28 protein-coding genes and 1 tRNA gene are annotated in these 25,259 nt (G+C 58.8%); 24 read left to right on the forward strand and 5 right to left on the reverse strand.

All coding sequences use genetic code 11. The features are described 5' to 3' along the window. Nucleotides 1–81 precede the first annotated feature (81 nt). From ISX93_RS13690 to ISX93_RS13705, 4 genes are all read right to left on the reverse strand, one after another. Nucleotides 82–333: a helix-turn-helix transcriptional regulator gene (locus tag ISX93_RS13690; RefSeq protein WP_195779299.1), complete on the reverse strand. Its 252-nt coding sequence runs from the start codon at nt 331–333 to the stop codon at nt 82–84. Between the two features lie 93 nt (nt 334–426). Further along, on the reverse strand, nt 427–1,227 hold the full coding sequence (locus ISX93_RS13695) for a hypothetical protein (protein WP_195779300.1): 801 nt from the start codon (nt 1,225–1,227) through the stop codon (nt 427–429). Between the two features lie 85 nt (nt 1,228–1,312). After that, the gene (locus ISX93_RS13700) at nt 1,313–2,521 is read right to left on the reverse strand and encodes a tyrosine-type recombinase/integrase (protein WP_195779301.1); all 1,209 of its coding nucleotides are present in this window, start codon (nt 2,519–2,521) and stop codon (nt 1,313–1,315) included. A 207-nt stretch (nt 2,522–2,728) separates the two neighbouring features. Continuing rightward, nucleotides 2,729–2,813 (reverse strand) — tRNA-Leu (locus ISX93_RS13705). A 108-nt stretch (nt 2,814–2,921) separates the two neighbouring features. Between ISX93_RS13705 and queA the strand changes: the two genes are divergently transcribed. The 6 genes from queA (at nt 2,922) to ISX93_RS13735 (ending at nt 8,982) form a co-directional block, all read left to right on the forward strand. Further along, the gene (gene queA, locus ISX93_RS13710; RefSeq protein ID WP_195779302.1) at nt 2,922–3,965 is read left to right on the forward strand and encodes a tRNA preQ1(34) S-adenosylmethionine ribosyltransferase-isomerase QueA; all 1,044 of its coding nucleotides are present in this window, start codon (nt 2,922–2,924) and stop codon (nt 3,963–3,965) included. Between the two features lie 11 nt (nt 3,966–3,976). Continuing rightward, a complete protein-coding gene (gene tgt, locus ISX93_RS13715; RefSeq protein WP_195779447.1) occupies nt 3,977–5,089 on the forward strand; it encodes a tRNA guanosine(34) transglycosylase Tgt in 1,113 nt (370 codons plus the stop codon). 45 nt (nt 5,090–5,134) lie between these two features. Beyond that, nucleotides 5,135–5,470, forward strand: a complete 336-nt coding sequence (gene yajC, locus ISX93_RS13720; RefSeq protein ID WP_195779303.1) for a preprotein translocase subunit YajC — start codon at nt 5,135–5,137, stop codon at nt 5,468–5,470. Nucleotides 5,471–5,531: 61 nt separating this feature from the next. Further along, nucleotides 5,532–7,394, forward strand: a complete 1,863-nt coding sequence (gene secD, locus ISX93_RS13725) for a protein translocase subunit SecD (RefSeq protein WP_195779304.1) — start codon at nt 5,532–5,534, stop codon at nt 7,392–7,394. Nucleotides 7,395–7,407: 13 nt separating this feature from the next. Continuing rightward, on the forward strand, nt 7,408–8,319 hold the full coding sequence (gene secF, locus ISX93_RS13730; RefSeq protein ID WP_195779305.1) for a protein translocase subunit SecF: 912 nt from the start codon (nt 7,408–7,410) through the stop codon (nt 8,317–8,319). Nucleotides 8,320–8,439: 120 nt separating this feature from the next. Further along, entirely contained in the window at nt 8,440–8,982 is a 543-nt protein-coding gene (locus ISX93_RS13735; protein ID WP_195779306.1) for a glycine zipper 2TM domain-containing protein, read from the forward strand. A gap of 84 nt (nt 8,983–9,066) precedes the next feature. Here ISX93_RS13735 and suhB read toward each other — a convergent pair whose 3' ends face one another. Further along, entirely contained in the window at nt 9,067–9,882 is an 816-nt protein-coding gene (gene suhB, locus ISX93_RS13740) for a type III secretion system regulator SuhB (protein ID WP_195779307.1), read from the reverse strand. A 143-nt stretch (nt 9,883–10,025) separates the two neighbouring features. On the opposite strand from suhB, the gene trmJ reads away from it, so the two are divergent. From trmJ to bamB, 18 genes are all read left to right on the forward strand, one after another. Beyond that, on the forward strand, nt 10,026–10,799 hold the full coding sequence (gene trmJ / locus ISX93_RS13745) for a tRNA (cytosine(32)/uridine(32)-2'-O)-methyltransferase TrmJ (protein WP_195779308.1): 774 nt from the start codon (nt 10,026–10,028) through the stop codon (nt 10,797–10,799). Then, nucleotides 10,799–11,575 (forward strand): serine O-acetyltransferase, encoded by a 777-nt coding sequence (cysE, locus tag ISX93_RS13750; protein WP_195779309.1) that lies wholly within the window; start codon nt 10,799–10,801, stop codon nt 11,573–11,575. The genes trmJ and cysE overlap by 1 nt, the downstream gene beginning before the upstream one ends. Nucleotides 11,576–11,710: 135 nt before the next feature. Beyond that, on the forward strand, nt 11,711–12,205 hold the full coding sequence (gene iscR, locus ISX93_RS13755) for a Fe-S cluster assembly transcriptional regulator IscR (protein ID WP_195779310.1): 495 nt from the start codon (nt 11,711–11,713) through the stop codon (nt 12,203–12,205). Between the two features lie 29 nt (nt 12,206–12,234). Then, nucleotides 12,235–13,449, forward strand: a complete 1,215-nt coding sequence (locus ISX93_RS13760; protein ID WP_195779311.1) for an IscS subfamily cysteine desulfurase — start codon at nt 12,235–12,237, stop codon at nt 13,447–13,449. Nucleotides 13,450–13,496: 47 nt separating this feature from the next. Then, a complete protein-coding gene (iscU, locus tag ISX93_RS13765) occupies nt 13,497–13,883 on the forward strand; it encodes a Fe-S cluster assembly scaffold IscU (RefSeq protein ID WP_195779312.1) in 387 nt (128 codons plus the stop codon). Between the two features lie 25 nt (nt 13,884–13,908). Continuing rightward, on the forward strand, nt 13,909–14,232 hold the full coding sequence (gene iscA / locus ISX93_RS13770) for an iron-sulfur cluster assembly protein IscA (RefSeq protein WP_195779313.1): 324 nt from the start codon (nt 13,909–13,911) through the stop codon (nt 14,230–14,232). A gap of 8 nt (nt 14,233–14,240) precedes the next feature. Next, nucleotides 14,241–14,762, forward strand: a complete 522-nt coding sequence (gene hscB, locus ISX93_RS13775; RefSeq protein ID WP_195779314.1) for a co-chaperone HscB — start codon at nt 14,241–14,243, stop codon at nt 14,760–14,762. A 42-nt stretch (nt 14,763–14,804) separates the two neighbouring features. Beyond that, nucleotides 14,805–16,667: a Fe-S protein assembly chaperone HscA gene (hscA, locus tag ISX93_RS13780; RefSeq protein WP_195779315.1), complete on the forward strand. Its 1,863-nt coding sequence runs from the start codon at nt 14,805–14,807 to the stop codon at nt 16,665–16,667. Between the two features lie 6 nt (nt 16,668–16,673). Then, nucleotides 16,674–17,012, forward strand: coding sequence for an ISC system 2Fe-2S type ferredoxin (gene fdx / locus ISX93_RS13785; RefSeq protein WP_195779316.1), 339 nt, complete (start codon nt 16,674–16,676; stop codon nt 17,010–17,012). 24 nt (nt 17,013–17,036) lie between these two features. Then, entirely contained in the window at nt 17,037–17,237 is a 201-nt protein-coding gene (iscX, locus tag ISX93_RS13790) for a Fe-S cluster assembly protein IscX (protein WP_195779317.1), read from the forward strand. A 93-nt stretch (nt 17,238–17,330) separates the two neighbouring features. Further along, nucleotides 17,331–17,762 (forward strand): nucleoside-diphosphate kinase, encoded by a 432-nt coding sequence (gene ndk / locus ISX93_RS13795; RefSeq protein ID WP_195779318.1) that lies wholly within the window; start codon nt 17,331–17,333, stop codon nt 17,760–17,762. Between the two features lie 23 nt (nt 17,763–17,785). Then, entirely contained in the window at nt 17,786–18,931 is a 1,146-nt protein-coding gene (gene rlmN / locus ISX93_RS13800; protein ID WP_195779319.1) for a 23S rRNA (adenine(2503)-C(2))-methyltransferase RlmN, read from the forward strand. A gap of 12 nt (nt 18,932–18,943) precedes the next feature. After that, nucleotides 18,944–19,705, forward strand: a complete 762-nt coding sequence (gene pilW, locus ISX93_RS13805; RefSeq protein ID WP_195779320.1) for a type IV pilus biogenesis/stability protein PilW — start codon at nt 18,944–18,946, stop codon at nt 19,703–19,705. Beyond that, nucleotides 19,702–20,763 carry a helix-turn-helix domain-containing protein gene (locus ISX93_RS13810; RefSeq protein WP_195779321.1) on the forward strand — a complete coding sequence of 354 codons (1,062 nt, stop codon included), beginning with the start codon at nt 19,702–19,704 and terminating at the stop codon, nt 20,761–20,763. The genes pilW and ISX93_RS13810 overlap by 4 nt, the downstream gene beginning before the upstream one ends. Nucleotides 20,764–20,870: 107 nt before the next feature. Beyond that, nucleotides 20,871–21,983, forward strand: coding sequence for a flavodoxin-dependent (E)-4-hydroxy-3-methylbut-2-enyl-diphosphate synthase (gene ispG / locus ISX93_RS13815; protein ID WP_195779322.1), 1,113 nt, complete (start codon nt 20,871–20,873; stop codon nt 21,981–21,983). A 21-nt stretch (nt 21,984–22,004) separates the two neighbouring features. Then, nucleotides 22,005–23,294, forward strand: a complete 1,290-nt coding sequence (gene hisS / locus ISX93_RS13820; protein WP_195779323.1) for a histidine--tRNA ligase — start codon at nt 22,005–22,007, stop codon at nt 23,292–23,294. Between the two features lie 121 nt (nt 23,295–23,415). Continuing rightward, on the forward strand, nt 23,416–24,027 hold the full coding sequence (locus tag ISX93_RS13825) for a tetratricopeptide repeat protein (RefSeq protein WP_229732216.1): 612 nt from the start codon (nt 23,416–23,418) through the stop codon (nt 24,025–24,027). Further along, a complete protein-coding gene (gene bamB, locus ISX93_RS13830) occupies nt 24,020–25,171 on the forward strand; it encodes an outer membrane protein assembly factor BamB (protein WP_195779325.1) in 1,152 nt (383 codons plus the stop codon). The genes ISX93_RS13825 and bamB overlap by 8 nt, the downstream gene beginning before the upstream one ends. Nucleotides 25,172–25,259: the final 88 nt, after the last annotated feature.

Below are 25,259 nucleotides of genomic sequence, written 5' to 3' on the forward strand. Positions count from 1 at the left end.
TTCAAATTCTAATAGACCGTTTTCAGGACGATAATCAGCCCTGAATATCTATAATTAATAAATTCACACTTTTGAATTAAATCAGGCAGCTATGCTGCGACTAGCAGAAATTTGTACTTCGCACCACGCAAGCACTTCGGACTCAATCCAAACAACGGATTTTGGCCCTAGTGAAACTTGCTTGGGGAAGGTGCCAGCTGCTATCCGGCGGTAAATTTCGGATGTGGAGAGGGTGGTAAGGGATTTAACTTCGTGCAGTTTGATAAAGCGACGAATTGGTGTGATTACTGATGATGAATTGTTTTTTGATGATTCTGAGGTGGTACTAGTCATGTTTGCGGCCTCCATTGGCTGCTGTGAGAACATGACGTGCACAATATAGGTTAGGCTTAAAAAATTGTCCTATTAGGATTTGTGTAAAGTCTATTAGGATTTATTATTATGCTTAGCAGCTGCTTTTAGGAATTTGGCAATAGTATCTCTTGCTGGTAGTTCTATTCCATGTGTCGCAGCAGAGGCTTCTAAGGCTTCAGCATCACTGTATGGGTTAGTTAATTTGTATTTTGCATCTTTAGCTAGGGCAAGAATAATGCGCTCCATGCTGGTTCTTTCTCGATCATCAAGAGGCTTTTCTGGCTTATCTAGATTAACTTTGGCCATGAAATCTTCGAGATCACTGTGTTGGATAACAATGTCTTCAAATCCGATTTTCGGCTTAATATACTTCCGAGCTGTCGAATTTTCGTCTATTACTTTTGGTAAGTAATCAATTAATCTATTTAATTTATCTGTTTTTTCTGATTTTGAGGAGGTGCTTCTTTCTATTTGGATGCCATTTTCTAAACTGCAAAACTTTGAGTAATCAATTTCATAACAAGCTGCTTTGCAACCACTGTTCAGTACAATAGTAATGTATTCACGATTTGATTGGAGCTCAGCTACATCTATGCGGTAAGGGCCATTGATGATTTCATCCGGCGCTACTTGATGACCCTCCTTATTCCTTGCGAATTGATCTCGGTTTTCGCCATGCAATTTTGCGTCTGTATCTGTGGATTTGATAATAAAACAATGCCAGCCATTAGCTATTGCTGATCCAACCATGTATCCATCCAGCATAAATCGTGCTACGTCGATGCTTTGTACTTCGTCATTGAATGTACTTGATAAATAGTGAGCTACTTCGTCGAGGGTTAGGTACCTTTTGAATTTCCAAAGTTTGTTCATGTGCTTACCTTGTAATTGCGAATTGTCAAAAGTGTGCTGGTTAAATTGTGCGGCTGGCCATGCTTGGACATTGTTCGAAAAGCCGCTAGCGCATGCGTCTGGCTTTTACCGCTTGCGTGCCTGTACCAGCTATCGCTATTGAGTCAGCCCATTCTTGCATCATTTTTCGACGCTGCTTGAGGTAGGCCGCGTGGTTGTAAGTTGCCCGCATATCATCGCTATCACCATGCGCAAGCTGGCGCTCTACCCAATCCTTGTTGTAGCCGCGTCCGTTTAGCTCGGTGCTCAGCAGGTGTCTGAAGCCGTGCCCCGTTTGTTTTCCTTCATAACCGGCCAATTTCAGTGCTTTGTTTACTGTGTTCTCGCTCATCGGGCGTTCTGGGTTGCTGCTGCCTGCGAAGGCTAGTGAGTACCGTCCGGTGATTTCTTTTAACTGGCGCAGGATTGTTATGGCCTGGTGGGGGAGGGGTACCACGTGCGGGCGACGAGCTTTCATTCTCTCGGCAGGAATTGTCCAAGTCGCTGTGTCGAGATCGAATTCAGCCCAAGGTGCTTTACGTAGTTCGCCAGGCCGCACTCCAGTTAGTAGCAGCAAGCGCACGGCGTAGCGGGTCATGGCGTGGCAGCGGGTAGCTTCGAGCTTTTCAAGTAGTTCGGGTAATTCATCAAAAGCGACGTGTGGGTGATGTGTAGTACGCGGCGCAAGTGCTGCTACTACATCCAGATCGGTAGCAGGGTTGCTATCTAGCGCGCCCTTGGCTAAGCCAAAGCGGAATATTTGGCTCAACCATTGGCGGGTTTTCTTCGCCACATTAAAAGCACCACGACCTTCAATCTTGCGCAGCAGATCTACCAGTTCAGGACGGGTTATGGCTTTTACAGGCCTCTTGCCAAGGGCTGGTAGCAAATCGGACTTTAGATAGGCTTCGGCTTTATTGGCTGTGGCAATAGCCCAGCGAGGTGAGTTGTAATCGAACCATTCCTGGGCCAGTAGCTCGAAGGTAAGGCCTGCTACTTTTTGCGCAATTTTGGCAGTCTTACGATGTTCGCTGGGATCTATATCTTCGGCCTGCAGTTGTCGAGCTTCGTCGCGCTTTTGTCTAGCCTTCAACAGGCTGATGGTTGGGTATGAGCCTAAAGCCATCATCTTTGCTTTGCCGTCGAAGCGGTAACGGTAGCGCCATAATTTTGAACCGTTTGGCGTAATTTCGATGCACAGACCATGAGCGTCTGTCAGGCGATACAGTTTTTCGCTGGGCTTGGCGTTGCGAATGGCGGTGTCTGTGAGTGACATGTGGACCCCTTGCAGGTCACGCCAATTGGTATGTTGCGCCATTCGCGTGAGTAGATTTCAAGACCGAACTGATCCTACTCTCAAATCTACTCACTAATTTCTGGGCTTTCAAGGGATTGGTCGGGAATTGCAGGCAATAAAAAACCGGCTAATTGGCCGGTTTTATTGGGGTTTCAGGCAGTTTCGGTACTGCTTGAGAAGATCTAATGGTGCCCCGGGGGAGACTCGAACTCCCACTCCTTTCGAAAACGGATTTTGAATCCGCCGCGTCTACCGATTCCGCCACCGGGGCACAATGGGCGCGGAGTATAGGGAGAGCCGCTGCCCCGGTCAACGGTGCGCGTGGCCTCACGCCGGCATTTCCGGTAATATCGCCGGCCCTGCAAGACGACCCTCCGAAATGCGTGTTACTGACTTCCACTTTGAATTGCCCGATTCGCTGATTGCCCGTCATCCGCTGGCCGAGCGCCGCGCTAGCCGGTTGCTGGTGCTGGATGATCCGGCCGGCCCGCCCAGGCATCGGGCCTTCGCCGACCTGCTGGATTATCTGCAGCCGGGCGATCTGATGGTATTCAACAATACCCGGGTGATTCCGGCGCGGCTGTTCGGCCAGAAGGCTTCCGGCGGCAAGCTGGAGATCCTGGTGGAGCGGGTGCTGGATAGTCACCGTGTGCTGGCGCATGTGCGCTCCAGCAAGTCGCCCAAGCCGGGTTCGCGGATCCATATAGAAGGTGGGGGCGAAGCCGAGATGCTGGCGCGCCACGATGCGCTGTTCGAGCTGCGCTTCGCCGAGGCGGTGGTGCCGCTGCTTGACCGCGTCGGGCACATGCCGCTGCCACCTTATATAGACCGGCCGGATGAAGCCGCCGATCGCGAGCGGTATCAGACGGTGTATGCCGACCGGGCCGGTGCAGTGGCGGCGCCGACGGCAGGCCTGCATTTTGACCAGTCAATGCTCGACAGCATTCGCCAGAAGGGTGTGGAAACGGCTTTTGTGACCCTGCATGTCGGTGCCGGGACTTTCCAGCCGGTGCGCGTCGAGCGGATCGAGGATCACCACATGCACTGCGAATGGCTGGAAGTCAGTCAGGCGGTGGTGGATGCGGTTGCCGCCTGCAAGGCACGTGGCGGGCGGGTGATTGCCGTAGGCACCACCAGCGTGCGGTCGCTGGAAACGGCGGCGCGCTCGGGCGAGTTGCAGGCGTTTTCCGGGGATACCGATATTTTCATATTCCCCGGCTATCGGTTCCGCGTCGTGGATGCGCTGGTAACCAACTTTCATTTGCCGGAATCCACCTTGCTCATGCTGGTGTCGGCGTTTGCCGGCTATGCACAGACGATGGCGGCCTATGCTGCGGCGGTTGCGCAGCAGTACCGTTTCTTCAGTTACGGTGATGCGATGTTCATCACCCGCAATCCGCAGGCCGCAGGGCCACAGGACTGATTATGAGTTTCATGAACTTTGAGTTGCTGGCGACTGACGGCAAGGCCCGGCGCGGCCGCCTGAGCTTCCCGCGCGGCGTGGTGGAAACCCCGGCATTCATGCCGGTGGGTACCTATGGCACGGTCAAGGGCATGCTGCCGCGGGACATCGAGGCGATTGGCGCGCAGATCATCCTCGGCAACACCTTTCACCTGTGGCTGCGCCCGGGCACCGAGGTGATTCGCCAGCACGGCGATTTGCATAACTTCATGCAGTGGCAGGGGCCGATTCTTACCGATTCCGGCGGGTTCCAGGTGTTCAGCCTGGGCGCGCTGCGCAAGATCAAGGAGGAGGGGGTCTACTTCGCCTCGCCGGTGGATGGCGCCAAGGTGTTCATGGGGCCAGAAGAGTCGATGGCGGTGCAGCGGGCGCTGGGTTCCGACATCGTAATGATCTTTGACGAATGCACGCCCTATCCGGCTGATATTGAAACGGCTCGGCGCTCGATGGAGCTGTCGCTGCGCTGGGCCGGGCGATCCAAGGTGGCGCACGGCGATAATCCTTCGGCGCTGTTCGGCATCGTCCAGGGCGGCATGCACGAAGAGCTGCGCCGGCGTTCGCTGGACGGCCTCAACGAGATCGGTTTTGACGGCCTGGCGATTGGCGGACTGTCGGTCGGCGAGCCGAAGGAGGAGATGATCCGCGTGCTGGATTTTCTGCCGCCACAGATGCCGGCGGACAAGCCGCGCTACCTGATGGGCGTGGGCAAGCCGGAAGACCTGGTCGAAGGCGTGCGCCGTGGCGTGGACATGTTCGACTGCGTGATGCCGACGCGAAATGCGCGCAATGGCCACCTGTTTGTCGACACCGGGGTGCTGAAGATTCGCAATGCCTTCCACAAGAAGGACGAATCGCCGCTGGATCCGAGCTGTGACTGTTATACCTGCCAGCACTTTTCGCGGGCTTACCTGCACCACCTGGACAAGTGCGGCGAAATGCTTGGCAGCATGCTCAATACCATTCACAACCTGCGGCACTACCAGCGCCTCATGGCTGGTTTGCGCGAGGCAATTCAACAGGGTACATTGGCCAGCTTCGTCGACGCCTTCTATGCCAAGCGGGGTTTGCCGACACCGCCAATTTAAGCGCAACTTTTTGTTTTAATTAGACTTTATAACTGGAGCAAGACAATGAGCTTTTTCATCCCTGCGGCTTATGCTGAATCCGCCCCGGCAGTAGCCGGCCCTGCCGGTACCGGTTTCGAGTGGGTATTCTTGGTCGGTTTCCTGGTCATTTTCTATCTGATGATCTGGCGTCCCCAGGCCAAGCAGGCCAAGGAAAAGAAAAACCTGCTGGGCAACCTGCAAAAGGGTGATGAAGTGGTCACCGTCGGCGGGATCGCCGGCAAGATCGCCAAGGTGGGTGATGATTTCATCGTTCTTGATGTATCCGACACCGTTGAACTCAAGATCCAGAAAGCCGCCATCGCTGCCGCGCTGCCCAAAGGCACGCTGAAAGCCATCTAAGCAAACTCTTTTCTACCAACACGGGGCGCTTCAGGCGCCCCGCGTCATAACGGGCGCAGTCATGCTCAACAGATTCCCTCTATGGAAGTACCTGCTGATCGTTTCGATCTTGCTGGTAGGCTTTATTTATTCCGCTCCGAACCTCTACCCGGATGATCCGGCGATCCAGATTCGCGGACAGAGTGTCGCGCTGAAGATTACCGATGCCCAAATGCAGCGTGCAGAGAGCGCCCTCAAGGCCGGTGGCATCGCGGTGAAGGCGGTTGAGCTCAGCCCGCAGGGTGGCATGCTGCGCCTCGCGGCAGCTGCCGATCAGTTGCCGGGGCGTGATCTGGTTGCCCGTGCTCTGGGCGACGAGTATGTGGTGGCGCTGAACCTGGCACCGACCACGCCGGCCTGGTTGCGCAGCCTGGGCGCAGGCCCGATGAAGCTCGGCCTGGACTTGTCGGGTGGCGTGCACTTCCTGCTCGAAGTAGACATGGACAAGGCGGTCACGGCGCGCATCAAGGTCTACGAGGGGGAAGTGAAGAGCCTGCTGCGCAAGGAGCGCCTGCGCTATCGCTCGCTGCCCCAGCAGGACAATGCGATCCAGCTCGGCTTTGCCGACAAGGCCCAGCTGGAAAAGGCCCATGGCCTGATACAGAAGAGCTTTCCTGATTTTGCCCTCACTGAAGCCGAACGCAATGGACAGGTGGTGCTGAGCCTGGCGCTGACCCCGGCCAAGCTGGCAGAGATTCGCGAGTATTCGATCAAGCAAAACCTGACCACCGTGCGCAACCGGGTCAATGAGCTGGGCGTGTCCGAGCCGCTGGTGCAGCGCCAGGGCGCCAATCGCATCGTTGTCGAGTTGCCAGGCGTGCAGGATACCGCCAGTGCCAAGGGTATTCTCGGCAAGACTGCCAACCTGGAATTCCGCCTGGAGGCGGACCGCGACGCACCGAAGGCGGCGACCGAGTCGTTCGAGTTCCGCGAACCGAACCGACCACCGGTGGCTCTGGAGCGCGGCCTGATCATCACTGGTGACAAGGTTACCGATGCCAGTGCCAGCTTCGATGAGAATGGCCGTCCGCAGGTCAACATTCGCCTGGATGGGCATGGCGGTGATCTGATGAACCGCGCTACGCGGAACAATGTCGGGCGCAGCATGGCGGTGATCTTTATCGAGCAGAAGCCGGTCACGCGCTACGTCAAGCAGACCGTGGATGGTGTCGAGAAGGAAGTGCCGGTAACGGCGTTCAAGGAAGAAAAGAAGATCATCAGCCTGGCCACTATCCAGTCGGCGCTCGGCAACAGCTTCCGCATCACCGGCCTGGATGGCCCGGGCGAGTCCTCCGAGCTGGCCTTGCTGCTGCGCGCCGGTGGCCTGGCGGCGCCGATGCACTTTGCCGAGGAGCGCACCATCGGCCCGAGCCTGGGTGCCGAGAACATCGAGCTGGGGATCAAGGCATCAATCTGGGGTTTTATCTTCGTTTCCCTGTTCATTCTCGCCATCTATAAGTTCTTCGGCCTGCTGGCGACCGTGGCGCTGGGTTTCAACATGGTGCTGCTGCTGGCGCTGATGTCCTTGCTGGGGGCGACTCTTACCCTGCCAGGTATTGCCGGTATCGTGCTGACCATGGGCATGGCGGTGGATGCCAACGTACTGATCTTCTCGCGGATTCGCGAGGAGATTGAAAATGGCATGTCGGTTCAGCGCGCCATTCACGAAGGTTTTGATCGGGCCTTCAGCGCCATCATCGATGGCAACCTGACCACGCTGCTGGTGGGCGGGATTCTCTTTGTCATGGGTACCGGGCCGGTAAAAGGGTTCTCGGTGACCATGTCCCTGGGGATTCTCACGTCGATGTTTACTGCGGTTTTTGTAACGCGGGCGATGGTCAATCTGATCTTCGGTAATCGTCAGCTCAAGAAGCTGTGGATTTAAAGGGGTAATGACGATGAAAACTGCAATCAATTTCATGGGCATCCGCAATATTGCATTTGCACTGACCATGCTGCTCACCGTCATCTCGCTGGGGAGTCTGGCTTTCAAGGGGCTGAATTTTGGCCTCGACTTCACTGGCGGTACCCTGATCGAGCTGGGATACCAGAAGCCGATTCAGCCCTCCGATGTGCGTGACCAGTTGCGCAATGCCGGTTATGCCGACGCCCAGGTGCAGAGCTTTGGTGCTACCACTGATGTACTGGTACGCCTGCGCGGCGATGATCCGCAGCTTGGCAACAAGGTTGCCCAGGCGCTCCAGGCGCAGACCGGGGATAATCAGCTGACGATCAACCGTGTCGAGTTTGTGGGGCCTTCGGTTGGCGAGGAGCTGCGCGACCAGGGTGGCTTGGGCATGTTGCTGGCTCTGGCTGGGGTGATGCTGTACGTGGCATTTCGCTTTCAGTGGAAGTTTGGTCTGGGGGCCATCGTTTCGCTCCTGCATGACGTTATCATCACGCTGGGCGTGTTCAGTTTCTTCCAGATCCCCTTTGATCTGTCGGTGCTGGCGGCCGTGCTGGCGATAATCGGTTATTCGCTGAACGACACCATCGTGGTGTTCGACCGGATCCGCGAGAACTTCCGCTTGCTGCGCAAGGCCGAGCTGATCGAGAACATCAATATCTCGACCACGCAGACCATGCTCAGAACTTTGGCTACGTCCATTTCGACACTGCTGGCGATTCTGGCGTTGATGGTGTTCGGTGGCGAGAATCTCTGGGGATTCTCGCTGGCACTGTTTATTGGTGTTACTGCGGGCACTTACTCTTCTGTCTATATTGCCAGTGTGATGCTGATCTGGCTGAAGCTGACCCGGGATGACCTGATCCCTCCGGTTGAAGCGGAGGCGGTTGACGATCGCCCATGAGCTTTGTGACGACTGTCGCGTTTTCCAGCAAGGCTCATCCCAAGTTGAACTAATGGTGGGATTTCAGGTCGAAGTTTTCGCTGGGGTACTGTGCCCCATTAATGGATTTTGGAGGTTAGCGTGGACAAGTCGATGCTCGTCGGTGCGGTTCTTGGTGCTGTGGGCGTTACTGCGGGTGGCGCGATAGCGACGTACACCCTGGTTGGCGGCGGCACGGAATATGCCAAGGTGGTTGCCGTGCAGCCGGTCAATGAGACGATCAAGACACCACGCCAGGTCTGCAAGGATGTCGTGGTGACCAAGCAGGCTCCGGTCAAGGATGAGCACCAGATTACCGGTACGGTGATTGGTGCGCTGGCGGGTGGCTTGCTTGGCAATCAGGTCGGTGGCGGCACCGGCAAGAAGGTCGCTACGGTCGCCGGTGCAGCGGCGGGTGGCTATGCCGGCAATAAGGTGCAAGAGAACATGCAGGAAAGCGATACCTATCAGACCACCGAGACGCGTTGCAGCACGGTCACCGACACCAGTGAGAAACTGGTCGGTTATGATGTCAAATACGAACTGGATGGCCAGGTCAACCAGGTGCGCATGGACTACGATCCGGGCAGCAAGATTCCGCTGGACGAACAGGGTCGCCTGATCCTCTCGCAGCAGGCCCAGTAACCTCTTCCCGGTTACTGTGGAACCAAACTAAAAAAGCGCCTGAAGAGGCGCTTTTTTAGTTTCTGCAGTAGGCCCGAGGCACATTCAGCGCTTCATGGCTTCCGGCAGGTGCGGCTGAATGGCGGTCAGCACGGCTTTGAAGCACTTGGTGTTGCCCGCTACCACATGGCCCTTCTCGAGGAACTCGTGGTTGCCGGTAAAGTCGCTGATCAGGCCACCGGCCTCCTGGACCAGCAGTGCCCCGGCCGCCATGTCCCATTCGGACAGGCCGAACTCCCAGTAAGCGTCAAAGCGCCCGGCGGCAACATAGGCCAGATCCAGGCTGGCCGCGCCGGCACGCCGAATCCCGGCGGTCTGCCCGACCAGGCTGCGGAACATGCCGAGGTAGTTGTCGAGGCTGTCCAGCTGGTTGTCGCGGAACGGGAAGCCGGTTCCAAGCAGGGCGCCTTCCAGGCTCTTGCGCGAGCTGACGCGCAGGCGGCGACCATTCAGTGCGGCGCCACGCCCGCGGCTGGCGGTGAATTCTTCCTGGCGTATAGGGTCGAGTACCACCGCGTGCTCCAGGCGGCCGCGATATTTGCAGGCGATGCTCACGGCGTAGTGCGGTACGCCGCGCACGAAGTTGGTGGTGCCGTCGAGAGGATCAATGATCCACAGGTAATCAGCGCCATCGCCGCTGCCTTCGCTCAGGCCGCTTTCCTCACCCAGTATGCCGTGGTTCGGGTAGGCCTTGCGCAGCGCTGCAATGATGCTCTGCTCGGCGGCAAGGTCGATTTCGGTCACGTAGTCTTTTGCATCTTTTTCGTTGACCGAAATGACGTCCAGACGCTCGGTCGAACGGAAAATCAGCTCGCCGGCACTACGGGCCGCGCGCAGCGCGATATTCAGCATGGGCTGCATGAAAATTACCTGGGGCTTTAAAGAGAGCGCGAAATTCTAGCAGAAAGCCTGTGCAAATGCAGGCGCAATAGCCGCCTGCTTGGTAATTGTGTTGGCTGTCCGGTAAGATCCGATCCCCCTTGAGGTTGGCTCCGGAGTAGGCATTGCTGCAGAGAATTCGCGTGGTGCTGGTCAATACCAGTCACCCCGGCAACATCGGCGGAGCAGCGCGCGCCATGAAGAACATGGGGTTGTCGCGGCTGGTGCTGGTTGACCCGCAAGACTTCCCCAGCGCCGAAGCTGTGGCTAGAGCTTCCGGGGCGAGCGATATTCTCGACGCCGCGCAGGTTGTGGCGACCCTCGAGGAGGCCTTGGCGGGTTGCAGCATGGTGTTTGGCACCAGTGCGCGTGAGCGGCGTATTCCCTGGCCACTGCTGGATCCGCGCGAGTCGGCCAGTGCCAGCATTGCGCAGTTGCAGGCGGGAGGCGAGGTGGCGCTGGTATTTGGTCGCGAATATGCCGGCCTGACCAATGAGGAATTGCAGCGTTGCCACTTTCATGTGCACATCCCGTCCGATCCTGAATTTTCCTCGCTTAACCTGGCCACTGCCGTTCAGGTGCTGACTTACGAGGTCAGAATGGCCTGGCTGGCTGCCGAGGGTTTGCCGACCAAGCTGGCCAAGGTCGAAACGACAGCAATGCTCAATGCGCAGCCGGTCACCATGGATGAACTGGAGCATTTCTACGGACAGCTTGAAGCTACGCTGATTGAAATTGGCTTCCTCGATCCGTTGAAGCCCCGGCATCTGATGCCGCGCTTGCGACGTCTCTATGGTCGTTGCGGGATAAGCAAGCTGGAAATGAATATCCTGCGCGGCATTCTTACGGAAACCCAGAAAACGGCTCGAGGCGAGCCGCACAAGCGGAGAGAACCCTGATGTTCGAGCGCGTGCGAGAAGATATTGAGAGTGTCTTTCACCGCGACCCGGCGGCGCGAAACTTTCTCGAGGTGCTGACCTGCTATCCGGGGTTGCATGCCATCTGGATCCATCGCCTGGCCCATGCCTTGTGGAGTTCCGGCTGGAAGTGGCTGGGCCGCTGGCTGTCCAATTTTGGCCGCTGGCTGACCGGCATCGAAATCCATCCGGGGGCGGTCATCGGCCGGCGTTTCTTCATTGACCACGGCATGGGGATTGTCATCGGTGAGACCGCCGAGATTGGCAATGACGTAACCCTGTATCAGGGCGTAACCCTGGGCGGCACCAGCTGGAACAAGGGCAAGCGCCATCCGACGCTGGAGGATGGGGTGGTGGTCGGGGCCGGCGCCAAGGTGCTGGGCCCCTTTACCGTGGGCGCCGGGGCCAAGATCGGCTCCAATGCCGTGGTGACCAAGGCCGTTCCGCCGGGAGCCACCGCCGTGGGCATTCCGGGGCGCATCATTACCCGTTCGGATGACGATCAGGAGGCCGTGCGGCAGGCGATTGCCGAGAAGTATGGCTTCGACTCCTACGGCCTCGGTTCGGACATGCCGGATCCGGTGGCGCGGGCCATCGGCCAGCTGCTGGATCATTTGCAGGCGGTGGATACGCGGCTGGAAGGCATGTGCAAGGCGCTCACGGCCCTGGGCAGTGACTATTGCGCCAAGGCGTTGCCGGAGTTGCGCAAGGAGGATTTTGACCAGGTCAAATGTGACGAAGACAATCCGCCTTCCTGAAGCCTGAGCGGCGTGTCTGCTATCATGCGCCGCGCCGCGCAATTCAATCCCTACTATTTTGCTTGGTCTTTTAGTTGACTTGAATGCTCGGGAATTGCATACTTCGAGTACCTAGACGCTTTTCTGGTACTTAGCATGCGACTCACAACCAAGGGCCGTTACGCCGTGACTGCGATGCTCGATTTGGCATTGCATGGTCAGCGTGGACCGGTTTCTCTGGCGGACATCTCCGAACGTCAGGCGATTTCGCTGTCCTACCTCGAGCAATTGTTTGCCAAGCTGCGCCGCAACAACCTGGTTACCAGTGTTCGCGGGCCGGGCGGTGGCTACAAGCTCGCGCGCGATTTGAAAGATATTCGGGTTGCCCAGGTGATCGATGCGGTCAATGAGTCGGTGGATGCGACCCGTTGCGGCGGGCAGGGCGGTTGCCATTCGGGCGATATCTGCCTGACCCATCACTTGTGGTCCGATCTGAGTCAGCAGATCCATGAGTTTCTAAGCGGCATCAGCCTGTTTGATCTGGTCATTCGCCATGATGTCCAGGAAGTCGCCCTGCGCCAGGATCAGCGCCGCTGTAATCCGCCGGCTGCAGGTGTTGAAACGATCATCCAGGCGTCCGCCATCGAATAAGCAGGCCGCAAGTCTTAAGGAGTGTTTTGATGAAATTGCCGATTTATCTGGATTATTCAGCCACTACGCCGGTTGATCCGCGGGTTGCCCAGAAAATGTCCGAGTGCCTGCTTGCCGATGGAAATTTCGGCAACCCGGCATCGCGTTCCCATGTGTTTGGCTGGAGGGCGGAAGAGGCGGTGGAAAATGCCCGCCGGCAAGTTGCCGACCTGGTCAATGCGGATCCGCGAGAGATCGTCTGGACTTCCGGGGCCACCGAGTCGGATAACCTGGCGATCAAGGGGGCGGCAAAGTTCTATGCCTCGAAGGGACGCCACCTGGTCACCAGCAAGATCGAACACAAGGCGGTGCTGGATACCTGCCGGCAGCTGGAGCGGGAAGGTTTCGAGGTCACCTACATCGAGCCTGGCGAGGATGGCATCATCACCCCGGCCATGGTGGAGGCGGCGTTGCGCGAAGACACCATTCTGGTTTCGATCATGCACGTCAACAACGAGATCGGCACGATCAATGATATCGCGGCAATTGGTGAGCTGACCCGCTCGCGCGGCATTCTGCTGCACGTCGATGCCGCGCAGTCGACCGGCAAGGTCAAGATCGACCTGGAAGCGATGAAGGTCGATCTGATGTCCTTCTCTGCACACAAGACCTATGGCCCGAAGGGCATTGGCGCACTCTACGTGCGGCGCAAGCCAAGGGTGCGGATTGAGGCGCAGATGCACGGCGGCGGTCATGAGCGCGGCATGCGCTCAGGTACCCTGGCCACCCACCAGATTGTCGGCATGGGCGAGGCCTTCCGGATTGCCGGTGAGGAAATGCTCAGCGAGTGCGCGCGGATCAAGGCGCTGCAGGAGCGCTTCTGGAATAACCTGAAGGACATGGAAGAGCTGTATCTCAATGGCAGCGCCACGGCGCGGGTGCCGCATAACCTGAATCTGAGTTTCAACTATGTCGAGGGCGAGTCGCTGATCATGGCGCTCAAGGATCTCGCCGTATCTTCAGGCTCGGCCTGTACTTCGGCCTCGCTGGAGCCGTCCTATGTGTTGCGTGCCCTCGGGCGCAATGACGAGCTGGCGCATAGCTCTATCCGCTTCACGTTCGGCCGCTTCACCACGCAGGAAGAGGTCGACTATGCCGCAGCCAAGAGCCGCGAAGCGGTAGAGAAGCTGCGCGAGCTTTCGCCGTTATGGGACATGTTCAAAGAGGGTGTCGACCTGTCGCAGGTCGAATGGCACGCGCATTGATTCTTGTGCGTTGCACCATCAGCAACTGATTGAAGAGGAATTGCATCATGGCTTACAGCGAAAAGGTAATTGACCACTACGAGCATCCGCGCAATGTCGGCAAGATGGACGCCGAGGATCCGGATGTCGGTACTGGCATGGTCGGTGCTCCGGCGTGTGGCGATGTCATGCGCCTGCAGATCAAGGTGAATGATCAGGGTGTCATCGAAGACGCCAAGTTCAAGACCTACGGCTGTGGCTCGGCGATTGCGTCGAGCTCCCTGGCTACCGAGTGGATGAAGGGCAAGACCCTGGACGAGGCGGAAACCATCAAGAATACGCAGCTGGCCGAAGAGCTGGCGTTGCCGCCGGTCAAGATTCACTGCTCGGTTCTGGCGGAAGATGCCATCAAGGCTGCCGTTCGCGACTACAAGCAGAAGAAAGGTCTGCTCTGAGTCCTGACTGTCTTAAGGAGCTGCTATGGCTATAACCATGACCGAGTCCGCTGCCCGGCATGTGCAGCGTTCCCTCGAGGGACGGGGCAAGGGTGCCGGTATTCGCTTGGGTGTGCGCACCACGGGCTGCTCCGGTCTGGCCTATGTGCTGGAGTTTGTTGATGACGTGGCTGCCGAAGATCTGGTTTTCGAGAACTTTGGAGTAAAGCTGATCATCGACCCCAAGAGCCTTGTATACCTTGAAGGTACAGAGCTGGACTTTGTCCGCGAAGGACTCAACGAAGGCTTCAAGTTCAATAATCCCAACGTGCGCGGCGAATGTGGCTGCGGCGAAAGCTTCAACGTTTGAGGCTATCCGTGGGCGCACCCTGTCACTTTGCCTTGTTTGATTTGCAACCGGACTTTCGTATCGACCCGCAAGTGTTGTCGGCGCGTTATCGCGAGCTGGCAAAGGTCGTGCATCCGGATCGTTTTGCCGATGCCTCGGAGCAGGATCAGCGCCTCGCGCTGGAGCATTCGGCACGCCTGAACGAGGCCTATCAGGTGTTGCGCAGTGCGCCGCTGCGGGCGCGTTATCTGCTGGCGTTGCGCGGGCGTGAACTGGCGCTGGATGTGACGGTGCAGGATCCGGATTTTCTGCTGCAGCAGATGAGCCTGCGCGAAGAGCTGGAGGATCTGCAGTGCAATGCCGACATTGCTGGCGTTGCCGCCTTCAAGACGCGCCTGAAAACGGCGCAGCACAGCCTGGAAGAGGCTTTCGCTGCCATCTGGGATAATTCTGCCTGCGTGGAAGAGGCCGAGCGTCTGGTTCGGCGCATGCAGTTTCTCGACAAGTTGTCCCAGGAAGTGCGCCGGCTCGAAGAGCGCCTCGACGATTAACCCCCGTACGGCTCAGGCTGTGCGATCGACCATCAGAACATCATGGCCCTATTACAGATTGCCGAACCCGGACACAGTCCCCAGCCGCATCAGCGCCGCCTAGCGGTAGGCATAGATCTCGGCACTACCAACTCGCTGGTTGCTGCTGTGCGCAGCGGTCTGGCCACTGCCTTGCCGGATGCGGCAGGTCAGGTGATTTTGCCCTCGGCGGTGCGTTATCACGCGGATCGCGTCGAGGTCGGTGCAGTGGCCAAGGCGGCTGCAGCCGAGGACCCTTTCAATACCGTGCTTTCGGTCAAGCGCCTGATGGGCCGTGGGCTGGAGGACGTCAAACAGCTTGGTGAACAGCTGCCCTATCATTTTGCCGCTGGTGAATCGCACATGCCGTTCATCGAGACGGTACAGGGCGTGAAGAGTCCGGTCGAAGTGTCGGCGGAGATTCTCAAGACGCTCCGGCAGCGGGCCGAGGCGGCGTTGGGTGGCGAGCTGGTCGGTGCGGTGATCACCGTGCCGGCCTACTTCGATGACGCCCAGCGTCAGGCGACCAAGGATGCTGCCCGGCTGGCCGGCCTGAATGTCCTGCGCCTGCTCAATGAGCCTACGGCGGCGGCGGTGGCCTACGGGCTGGACCAGCAGGCCGAAGGCGTGGTTGCCATCTATGACCTGGGCGGGGGTACCTTTGATGTGTCGATCCTGCGCCTCAGCCGCGGTGTGTTCGAGGTGCTGGCGACGGGTGGTGACAGTGCGCTGGGTGGTGATGATTTCGACCATGCGATCGCCGGCTGGATGATGACCCAGGCGGGCCTGTCGACCAATCTGGATCCGGGCACCCAGCGCAGCCTGCTGCAGAAGTCCTGCACGGCCAAGGAGAGGCTGACGGTTGTCGAGGAAGTGACCCTGAGCCACGGTGCCTGGAGCGGGGTGCTGACGCGCGGGCATTTCGAGAGCCTGATCGAACCCATGCTGTCGCGCAGCCTGAAGGCTTGCCGCCGGGCAGTGCGCGATGCCGGTATCGAACTGGTGGATGTCGAGGCCGTGGTCATGGTCGGCGGTTCCACCCGGGTGCCGCGGGTGCGTGCGGCTGTGGCCGAGCTGTTCGGAAGGCAGCCGTTGACGGATATCGATCCGGATCAGGTGGTGGCCATTGGCGCGGCGATTCAGGCCGATACGCTGGCGGGCAACCAGCGCGGCGCTGATGAACTGCTGCTGCTGGATGTCATTCCATTGTCCCTGGGCCTGGAGACCATGGGCGGCCTGATGGAAAAGATCATTCCGCGCAACACCACCATTCCGGTGGCGCGGGCCCAGGAGTTCACCACCTACAAGGACGGCCAGACAGCCATGAAGATTCATGTGCTGCAGGGCGAGCGTGAACTGATCAGCGATTGCCGCTCGCTGGCACATTTCGAGTTGCGCGGGATCCCGCCGTTGGTGGCTGGCTCGGCCAAGATTCGCGTGACCTTCCAGGTGGATGCCGATGGCCTGCTCAGCGTTTCTGCGCGTGAACTGGCTTCGGGTGTCGAGGCGAATATTCAGGTCAAACCATCCTACGGGCTCACCGATGGCGAGATCGCGCATATGTTGCGGGACTCCTTCCAGCATGCTGGCGATGACATGCAGGCGCGTGCGCTGCGCGAGCAGCAGGTGGATGCGCAGCGCTTGCTGGAGGCGGTGCAATCGGCGCTGGAGGCAGATGGTCAACAATTGCTCGGGGAAGATGAACGCTTTGCCATTGGCGTGGCCATGGACGAATTGCGCAACCTGGCGGTTGGTTCGGACACGGCTGCCATCGAGGCGCAGATCAAGCGCCTGTCGCAGATCACCGATGCCTTCGCCGCGCGGCGGATGGATGCCACGGTCCGGGCTGCGTTGTCCGGTCGTCGGCTGAATGAAATCGAGGAGTAACAGAGAATGCCGCAGATAGTCTTTCTGCCCAATGCCGAACATTGTCCCGACGGTGCAGTTGTCGAGGCCGAGGTCGGTGAAACCGTACTGGATGCTGCCTTGCGCAATGGCATCGAGATCGAGCATGCCTGCGAGAAATCCTGTGCCTGTACGACTTGTCACGTGGTGATCCGCGAAGGGTTTTCTTCTCTGGAGCCTTCCGACGAGCTGGAAGACGACATGCTGGACAAGGCGTGGGGGCTGGAGCCTTGTTCGCGGCTGTCCTGTCAGGCGCGGGTTGCGGGCAATGATCTGGTCGTGGAAATCCCCAGGTACACCATCAACCAGGTTTCCGAAGGGCACTGAGTCATTTGGTCAGGGAGTATTTGCATGAGTCTGAAGTGGTCTGATGTGCTGGAAATAGCCATCCAGCTGGCGGAAACCCACCCGCAAGTCGATCCGCGCTATGTGAATTTCGTCGATCTGCACGGCTGGGTGCTGGCCTTGCCGGATTTCTCCGACGATCCGCAGCGTGGCGGTGAAAAGGTTCTGGAAGCAATCCAGACGGCCTGGATTGAAGAGCTGGATTGACCCGAACGTCGCCAGCGCTACGCATTTTGCGCGAATCCGCGTACAATCCGCGGGTTAAATTTTCCGTTTTAATTTTTGTTTCTGGAGTTTCAAATGGCTGTTCAACGTACTTTTTCCATCATCAAGCCGGATGCCGTTGCCAAGAACGTCATCGGTGAAATCACCACCCGTTTCGAGAAAGCCGGCCTGCGCGTCGTCGCCTCGAAAATGCTGCAGCTGTCCGAGCGTGAAGCGGCCGGTTTCTACGCCGAGCACAGCGCGCGTGGCTTCTTCAAGGATCTGGTAGCGTTCATGACCTCCGGGCCAGTGATTGTCCAGGTACTGGAAGGCGAAGATGCGGTTCTGAAGAACCGTGAGCTGATGGGCGCTACCAACCCGAAAGAAGCGGCAGCCGGTACCATTCGTGCCGATTTCGCTGTGTCCATCGATGAAAACGCCGTGCATGGTTCTGACTCCGAAGCATCGGCTGCTCGCGAAATCGCGTACTTCTTCGCGGCTACCGAGGTCTGTGCTCGCATTCGCTGAGGCGAACCGGCGAGGGTGAGTCCATGAGCGAGTCTGCTGGCAAGATCAATCTGCTGGGCCTGACCCAGGCAGAAATGGAAACTTTTTTCGACTCCCTGGGCGAGAAGCGTTTCCGTGCCGGTCAGGTCATGAAATGGATTCACCACTTTGGCGTCGATGATTTCGACGCCATGACCAATCTCGGCAAGGCCTTGCGCGAAAAGCTCAGGGTCGCCGCCGAGATCCGCGGCCCGGAAATTGTCAGCCAGGACATTTCCAGCGATGGCACCCGCAAGTGGGTGGTTCGGGTCAATTCCGGCAGTTGCGTCGAAACCGTGTATATCCCGCAAGGCGGGCGTGGCACGCTGTGCGTGTCTTCGCAGGCCGGTTGCGCGCTGGATTGCAGTTTCTGCTCCACCGGTAAACAAGGATTCAACAGTGATCTGACGGCCGCCGAAATCATTGGCCAGGTCTGGATCGCCAACAAATCGTTCGGGTCGATCCCGGCGAAAATCGACCGTGCCATCACCAACGTGGTGATGATGGGCATGGGCGAGCCGCTGCTGAATTTCGATAATGTGGTTGCCGCCATGCGCATCATGATGGATGACCTCGGCTACGGCATTTCCAAGCGCAAAGTGACGCTGTCGACCTCAGGCGTTGCACCGATGATCGACAAGCTGGGCGAGGTGATCGATGTGTCACTGGCGCTGTCATTGCATGCACCGAACAACGAGCTGCGCAACCAGTTGGTGCCACTGAACAAGAAGTACCCGCTGGAGATGCTGCTGGATACCTGCCGGCGCTATGTTTCGCGGCTGGGTGAAAAGCGTGTGCTGACCATCGAGTACACCTTGCTCAAGGATGTCAACGATCAGCCCGAGCATGCGGCGCAGATGATTGCCCTGCTCAGGGACTTTCCCTGCAAGATCAACCTGATTCCCTTCAATCCATTCCCTTATTCCGGTTACGAGCGGCCGAGCAACAATGCCATCCGGCGTTTCCAGGATTTACTCCATCAGGCCGGCCACAATGTTACCGTGCGCACTACCCGTGGCGAGGACATTGACGCCGCCTGCGGCCAGCTGGTCGGCCAGGTTGCCGATCGTACGCGCCGCAGTGAACGCTATATTGCCGTGCGGCAGCTGGCGGATGATGCAGTAGAGCCGCTGGCGACCCACCGAAGCTGAGGGAGTGCATAGATGACATTGCGCGTTGCGTTGTTCTTGATGGTTGTGGGTCTGCTGGCCGGGTGTGTCACCACCGGCGACACCAATCCGATGAAAACGCCGGAGGGCCGCGAGAAGGCGGTCAATGCCTATGTCCAGCTGGGTGTCGGCTACCTGCAGCAGGGTGATACCGAGCGGGCCAAGGCGCCGCTGCAGAAAGCCCTGGATATCGATCCGTCGAATGCCGATGCCAATGCCGCGCTGGCGATGGCGTTCCAGATTGAAATGGAACCTGAACTGGCGGAAAAGTATTATCGCCGCGCGTTGTCGGAAAGCGATGACTCGACGCGCATCCTGAACAACTACGGCAGCTTCCTGTATGACCAGAAGCGTTATGAGGATGCCTACGAGTACTTCCAGAAAGCCGCTGCTGACACCATGTATCCGGAGCGCTCGCGGGTTTTTGAAAACCTCGGGCTGACGGCACTGAAACTGAACCAGCGCGACAAGGCCAAGCTGCATTTCCAGAAAGCCCTGCGTCTTGATCCGACCCAGCCGAGCTCGCTACTGGAGTTGGGCATCCTCACCTATGAGGACAAGGAGTACGTTCCTGCGCGTGATTACTACACGCGCTACCAGAAAGTTGGCCAGCAGAATGCCCGGAGTATTCTTCTGGGTATCCGTCTGGCCGTTATTTTTGAAGAGCGCGATGTCGCCGCCAGCGATGCATTGCAGTTGAAACGGTTGTACCCGGCCTCTCCGGAGTATCAGCAATATCTGTTGGAGAAAAAATGACACCTGTGCAACCGGAGCCAGTGGTGGCTGATCGCAGCCAGCCCGGCGAAACCCTGCGCAAGGCCCGTGAAGGCCGCGGCCTGGCACTCGGCGATGTGGCTGTCTCGCTGAATCTTTCGCCAGTGGCGCTGCATAATCTGGAGTCCGGGGCTTTCGAGCGTCTGCCAGGGCATACCTTTGCGCGAGGCTATATCCGTGCCTATGCCAAGTTGCTGGGCATGGATCAGGATCTGCTGGTGCGCGAGTTCGACCAAGCTAGCGGTACCGACGCTACCGGCAGCAGCGTCAACAGCCTGGGGCGTATTGAAGAGCCGGCCAGGGTTTCCCAGGGCCTGTTGCGCCTGGTCAGTCTGCTCGCGTTGTCGGTTCTGGTCGTGGCGGGCTTCTTCTGGTGGCAGGACAGGACTTCGCTTGACGACGACGCCGGATTGCTCGGCGGCCTCGAGCAGGTCGAGATCGAAAGTGCCAACGGTACAACGCAGATTCATCCGCTCGAACCCGAGGATCAGGCAGTTGAGCTGAACAAGCAGGAAGCGCTTGATTCCAGCCCCGAAGCTGAGGCTGCTGTCGCTCCTGTGCAACCCATGGTCACTGCCGAGCCGGCCCTTGCCCCTGTTGTGCCCGTGGATACGGCGCCTGCTGCGGCTGCTGTGATTGCGCCGGAGCCTGCAGCTAGTGTGGCTGCGGAGCCGCTCACTGGCGCAGCCGTGATCCCGCCGGCCATTGCGCCTGCGCCAGTTGTGCCAGTTGCGCCAGCGCCCGTTGCGGCCAGCGCGGACGCAACTACCGCCTCTGAGGATGTGGTGGCGGCAGCAGGAGAAGGGTTGTTGTCGATCAGCTTCACTGCCAATTGCTGGGTTCAGGTGACGGATGCCGATGGCAAGGTACTGATCAGTGCGCTGAAAAAGCCGGGCGAGCAAGTCGATCTCGCGGTCAAATTACCGCTTGAATTGCGTCTGGGTTATGCCTCTGGCGCACAGGTAGCCTTCAACGGCGTGGCCGTCGATACGGCGCCCTTCTCCACAGGTGAAACTGCCCGGCTAAAACTCGGTCAATAGGTTCTCTGCGTCTGTCCGCTGGAAACTGGCGGTTCGAGAAAGCGGACCCGTTTCGATGCGGTCCGCAGTGAGCCAAGTTCAACATTTTCTACAGAGCCTGACTAACAATGCATTGCGATTCCCCAATCAAACGCCGAGTTTCGCGCCAGATAATGGTTGGTTCGGTCCCGGTTGGCGGTGCTGCACCGATCGCGGTGCAGAGCATGACCAATACCGATACCTGTGACGTCGAGGCCACGGTTGGGCAGATTCGCCGCCTGGAAGATGCCGGTGCCGATATCGTCAGGATTTCGGTGCCCGATATGGATGCCGCCGAAGCCTTCGGCAAGATCAAGCAGCAGGTTCGCGTACCGCTGGTTGCCGATATCCACTTCGATTACCAGATTGCCCTGCGGGTTGCCGAGCTGGGGGTCGATTGCCTGCGCATCAATCCGGGCAATATCGGCCGGGAAGATCGGGTCAGGGCGGTGGTCGAGGCGGCGCGCGATCGCGGTATTCCGATCCGGATCGGCGTCAATGCCGGCTCGTTGGAAAAGGATCTGCAAAAGAAATATGGCGAACCGACCCCGGAAGCCCTGGTCGAGTCGGCCTTGCGCCACGTCGAGCACCTGCAGCGCCTGAACTTTCAGGACTTCAAGGTCAGCGTGAAGGCGTCCGACGTGTTCATGGCCGTGGCGGCCTATCGCCTGCTGGCCACCCAGATCGACCAGCCGCTGCACCTGGGCATCACCGAAGCGGGCGGCCTGCGTTCCGGCACGGTAAAGTCGGCTGTCGGTCTGGGCATGCTGCTCGCCGAAGGTATCGGCGACACCATCCGCGTTTCCCTGGCCGCCGATCCGGTGGAAGAGATCAAGGTCGGTTATGACATCCTCAAGTCCCTGCACCTGCGCTCGCGCGGCATCAACTTCATCGCCTGTCCGAGTTGCTCGCGGCAGAACTTCGATGTGGTGAAGACCATGAACGAGCTGGAAGGGCGCCTCGAGGATCTGCTGGTACCGCTGGATGTCGCGGTGATCGGCTGCGTGGTGAATGGGCCGGGCGAGGCCAAGGAGGCGCATATCGGCCTGACCGGTGGCAGCCCGAGCAACCTGATCTATCTCGACGGCAAGCCGGCGCTGAAACTGGGCAATGAAAATCTGGTCGCCGAGCTGGAAAGACTGATTCGCCAGAAGGCCGCGGAAAAAGTGGCCGCTGATGCAGCGCTGATTCTGCGCAGCTGAACAATTATCTAAGGACACTTTGTGAGCAAGTCCCTGCAAGCCATTCGTGGCATGAATGACATCCTGCCCGAACAGACTCCGCTGTGGCGTTATTTTGAGGGTACCGTTGCCGGTTTGCTGGATAGTTACGGCTATCGCCAGATTCGCATGCCGATCGTCGAGTTCACCGAGCTGTTCAAACGCTCGATTGGCGAGGTCACCGACATCGTCGAGAAGGAGATGTATACCTTCGAGGATCGCAATGGCGATTCCCTGACGCTGCGCCCCGAGGGTACTGCCAGCTGTGTACGCGCCGTGCTGGAACACGGCATCAGTGGCGGTGGGCAGGTGCAGAAGCTCTGGTACAGCGGCCCGATGTTCCGCCATGAGCGTCCGCAGAAGGGCCGTTACCGACAGTTTCACCAGATCGGCGTGGAGGTCTTCAACCTTGCCGGTCCGGATATCGATGCCGAGCTGATAGTGCTGACCTGGCGCCTCTGGGGCCTGCTCGGCTTGCGCGAGGCGGTGACTCTGGAGCTGAACAGCCTGGGCAGTTCCGCCGCGCGCGCGGTCTACCGGGATGCCCTGGTGGATTACCTCGAGGCGCGCCGTGAACAGCTGGATGAAGACAGCCGGCGCCGTCTGCAAAGCAACCCGCTGCGGGTGCTGGACAGCAAGGTGCCGGAAACCCAGGCGTTGCTGGTCGATGCGCCGCGCCTGGCCGACTACCTTGATGACGAGTCGCGCGCGCATTTTGCCGGTCTGCGCGCACGCCTGGAGGCGGCCGGAATTCCCTACGTGATCAATCCCAAGCTGGTGCGCGGGCTCGATTATTACGGCAAGACCGTCTTCGAGTGGGTGACTGACAAGCTGGGTGCGCAGGGCACGGTCTGTGCCGGCGGCCGCTATGACGGTCTGGTCGAGCAGATGGGTGGCAAACCGACTGCTGGTGTCGGTTTTGCCATGGGCATCGAACGCCTGGTGCTGTTGCTCGAGACCCTTGATAAAGTGCCGGCCGAGCTGTCACGGCAGGTGGATGTATACCTGGCGGCGTTTGGCGAGGCCGCCGAACTGGCTGCGCTGACCCTGGCAGAACGGCTGCGTGACACGTTGCCGGGGTTGCGTCTGGCTGTGAATGCGGGGGCCGGCAGCTTCAAGAGCCAGCTGAAAAAAGCCGACAAGAGTGGCGCCAGGTATGCGCTGGTGTTGGGCGAAGACGAGCTGGCCCAGCAAGTGGTCGGGGTCAAGCCGTTGCGGGACGAGAGTAACCAGCAAACAGTAGGTTGGGCACAGTTGCCCGAGTACCTGGCCAGCTGTCTTAAGCAGATTTGAGTATGTTCAGGCCAGCCGATTGAATGGCTGGCGGGTTATGATCCGTTCCGGAATAAACCGGCGGCTGACATTTGATAGGAGTATTGGGGTGAGTTCGCGTACCGAAGAAGAAGAACTGGCGATGATCCGCGACTGGTGGCAGCGCAATGGCAAGCCACTGATTACCGGTAGTGCCCTGGCCCTGATCTTGGTGTTTGGCTGGAAGGCTTGGCAGAATTACCAGGTCAATCAGGCGCAAACCGCGTCGATGCTCTATCAGCAACTGCTCGACAGTGTCCTGGCGAACAACGGTCAGGTAGATGCAGCTCAGGTCGCGGCGATTGCCGGTAACCTGCAGAAGGATTTTGCCGGTAGCGCCTACGCCCAGTATGGCCGCCTGTTTGTGGCCAAGGCGGCGGTTGAATCCGGCAAGCTGGACGACGCCGCGCTGGAGCTGCAGGCCGTCCTCGACAAGCCGGTAGACGCCACGCTTGAAGAGTTGGCGCGCCAGCGTCTGGCCCGCGTCCAAGCCGCCCAGGGCAAGGCTGACGCCGCCCTGAAACTGCTCGAAGGCAATGTGGATCCGGCCTTCCAGGCCTCCCGCGAAGAGCTCAAGGGCGATCTTCTGCTGCAGTTGGGCCGTACCGATGAAGCGCGGGCCGCTTATGAAAAAGCCAAGGTGGCGCTCTCGGATGAGGCCGCTGTCAGCGGCGTACAGATGAAGCTCGACGACCTGGCCACAAAGGATGAGTAATGCCATGCGCTGGAAGAATTTAGCTTTGCTCACGCTGGCCGCAGTGCTGGCGGGCTGTAGCAGTACCGATGACAAAGAGCTTGAGCCGGCCCCGTTGCCGGACTTCACCGAGCAGGCCAGCCTGGACAAGCAGTGGAGCCGTTCGGTCGGCGATGGCCAGGGCGAGCTGTTCAACAAGCTGGTTCCGGCGATTGAGGGCAACCGCATTTATGCATCGGACCTGCACGGCGAAGTCATGGCGATTGATCGCCTGAGTGGCGACAAGGTCTGGGAGCATGACCTCGAGCTGCTGGTTTCCGGTGGGGTGAGCGTCACTGGCACCACGCTGTTTGTCGGCACGCTCAAGGGGCAGATCGTCGCCCTCGACAGCAATACCGGCGAGGAAATCTGGCGCTCCCAGGTGCCCAGCGAGGTGCTTGCGCCGCCGGTAAGCAATGGCGATGTGGTGGTGGTGCAGACCCAGGATGACCGTATCTTCGGGCTGGATGCCGATACCGGCAAGCAGTTGTGGGTCTCGGAAAACTCGCCGGCCGTTCTGACCCTGCGCGGCACCAGCACGCCGCTGGTGACCAGCCGGCTGGTGATTGCCGGGCTGTCCACCGGCAAGCTGGTGGCACTGAACGTGGATAACGGTGCTCCGGTCTGGCAGCAGAAAGTTACCCTGCCGCAGGGTCGTTCCGAGCTGCAGCGGATTGTCGATATCGATGGTGGCCTGGTGCTCGATGGCAGCACGCTGTACGTCGTCACCTACCAAGGGCGCATGGCGGCACTGGATGTCGAAAACGGGCAGATTCTCTGGCAGCGCGATGCTTCCAGCTACGTAGGCCTGGATCAGGGCTCCGGCAACGTTTACGTCAGCCTGGCCAATGGTTTTGTCGAAGGGGTCGACAAGAATTCGTCTTCGGCACTGTGGAGCAATGACCAGCTGCTGCGCCGGCAGCTGACCGCACCGGCGGCGCTTTCCAACTATGTGGCAGTAGGTGATTTCGAGGGCTATATCCATCTGCTGAGTCAGGTGGATGGCCAGTATGTCGGCCGCGAAAGCGTCGATGGCGATGGCCTGCGGGCACGCCTGCTGGTGGTCGACAACTGGCTGTACGTGTTTGCCAACAGCGGTGACCTGGTCGCCTATACCATCAAATAACTGATGGGTTGCGCGGCCTGCGGGCGGCGTTTTGTGTACCGGCCGCTGCAATGCAGCGGCCGTTGCGTTTCATGGATTTACTGCTGGA

Origin of the sequence: Pseudomonas sp. N040, from assembly GCF_015637705.1 — a bacterium.
Taxonomy (GTDB): Bacteria; Pseudomonadota; Gammaproteobacteria; order Pseudomonadales; family Pseudomonadaceae; genus Aquipseudomonas.

Excerpts from the sequence above, each read along its gene's own strand:
- ISX93_RS13690 (WP_195779299.1), bottom strand. The coding sequence starts at position 333 with ATGACTAGTACCACCTCAGAATCATCAAAAAACAATTCATCATCAGTA.
- ISX93_RS13695 (WP_195779300.1), bottom strand. The coding sequence starts at position 1,227 with ATGAACAAACTTTGGAAATTCAAAAGGTACCTAACCCTCGACGAAGTA.
- ISX93_RS13700 (WP_195779301.1), bottom strand. The coding sequence starts at position 2,521 with ATGTCACTCACAGACACCGCCATTCGCAACGCCAAGCCCAGCGAAAAA.
- queA (WP_195779302.1), top strand. The coding sequence starts at position 2,922 with ATGCGTGTTACTGACTTCCACTTTGAATTGCCCGATTCGCTGATTGCC.
- tgt (WP_195779447.1), top strand. The coding sequence starts at position 3,977 with ATGAACTTTGAGTTGCTGGCGACTGACGGCAAGGCCCGGCGCGGCCGC.
- yajC (WP_195779303.1), top strand. The coding sequence starts at position 5,135 with ATGAGCTTTTTCATCCCTGCGGCTTATGCTGAATCCGCCCCGGCAGTA.
- secD (WP_195779304.1), top strand. The coding sequence starts at position 5,532 with ATGCTCAACAGATTCCCTCTATGGAAGTACCTGCTGATCGTTTCGATC.
- secF (WP_195779305.1), top strand. The coding sequence starts at position 7,408 with ATGAAAACTGCAATCAATTTCATGGGCATCCGCAATATTGCATTTGCA.
- suhB (WP_195779307.1), bottom strand. The coding sequence starts at position 9,882 with ATGCAGCCCATGCTGAATATCGCGCTGCGCGCGGCCCGTAGTGCCGGC.
- cysE (WP_195779309.1), top strand. The coding sequence starts at position 10,799 with ATGTTCGAGCGCGTGCGAGAAGATATTGAGAGTGTCTTTCACCGCGAC.
- iscR (WP_195779310.1), top strand. The coding sequence starts at position 11,711 with ATGCGACTCACAACCAAGGGCCGTTACGCCGTGACTGCGATGCTCGAT.
- ISX93_RS13760 (WP_195779311.1), top strand. The coding sequence starts at position 12,235 with ATGAAATTGCCGATTTATCTGGATTATTCAGCCACTACGCCGGTTGAT.
- iscU (WP_195779312.1), top strand. The coding sequence starts at position 13,497 with ATGGCTTACAGCGAAAAGGTAATTGACCACTACGAGCATCCGCGCAAT.
- iscA (WP_195779313.1), top strand. The coding sequence starts at position 13,909 with ATGGCTATAACCATGACCGAGTCCGCTGCCCGGCATGTGCAGCGTTCC.
- hscA (WP_195779315.1), top strand. The coding sequence starts at position 14,805 with ATGGCCCTATTACAGATTGCCGAACCCGGACACAGTCCCCAGCCGCAT.
- fdx (WP_195779316.1), top strand. The coding sequence starts at position 16,674 with ATGCCGCAGATAGTCTTTCTGCCCAATGCCGAACATTGTCCCGACGGT.
- iscX (WP_195779317.1), top strand. The coding sequence starts at position 17,037 with ATGAGTCTGAAGTGGTCTGATGTGCTGGAAATAGCCATCCAGCTGGCG.
- ndk (WP_195779318.1), top strand. The coding sequence starts at position 17,331 with ATGGCTGTTCAACGTACTTTTTCCATCATCAAGCCGGATGCCGTTGCC.
- rlmN (WP_195779319.1), top strand. The coding sequence starts at position 17,786 with ATGAGCGAGTCTGCTGGCAAGATCAATCTGCTGGGCCTGACCCAGGCA.
- pilW (WP_195779320.1), top strand. The coding sequence starts at position 18,944 with ATGACATTGCGCGTTGCGTTGTTCTTGATGGTTGTGGGTCTGCTGGCC.
- ISX93_RS13810 (WP_195779321.1), top strand. The coding sequence starts at position 19,702 with ATGACACCTGTGCAACCGGAGCCAGTGGTGGCTGATCGCAGCCAGCCC.
- ispG (WP_195779322.1), top strand. The coding sequence starts at position 20,871 with ATGCATTGCGATTCCCCAATCAAACGCCGAGTTTCGCGCCAGATAATG.
- ISX93_RS13825 (WP_229732216.1), top strand. The coding sequence starts at position 23,416 with ATGATCCGCGACTGGTGGCAGCGCAATGGCAAGCCACTGATTACCGGT.
- bamB (WP_195779325.1), top strand. The coding sequence starts at position 24,020 with ATGAGTAATGCCATGCGCTGGAAGAATTTAGCTTTGCTCACGCTGGCC.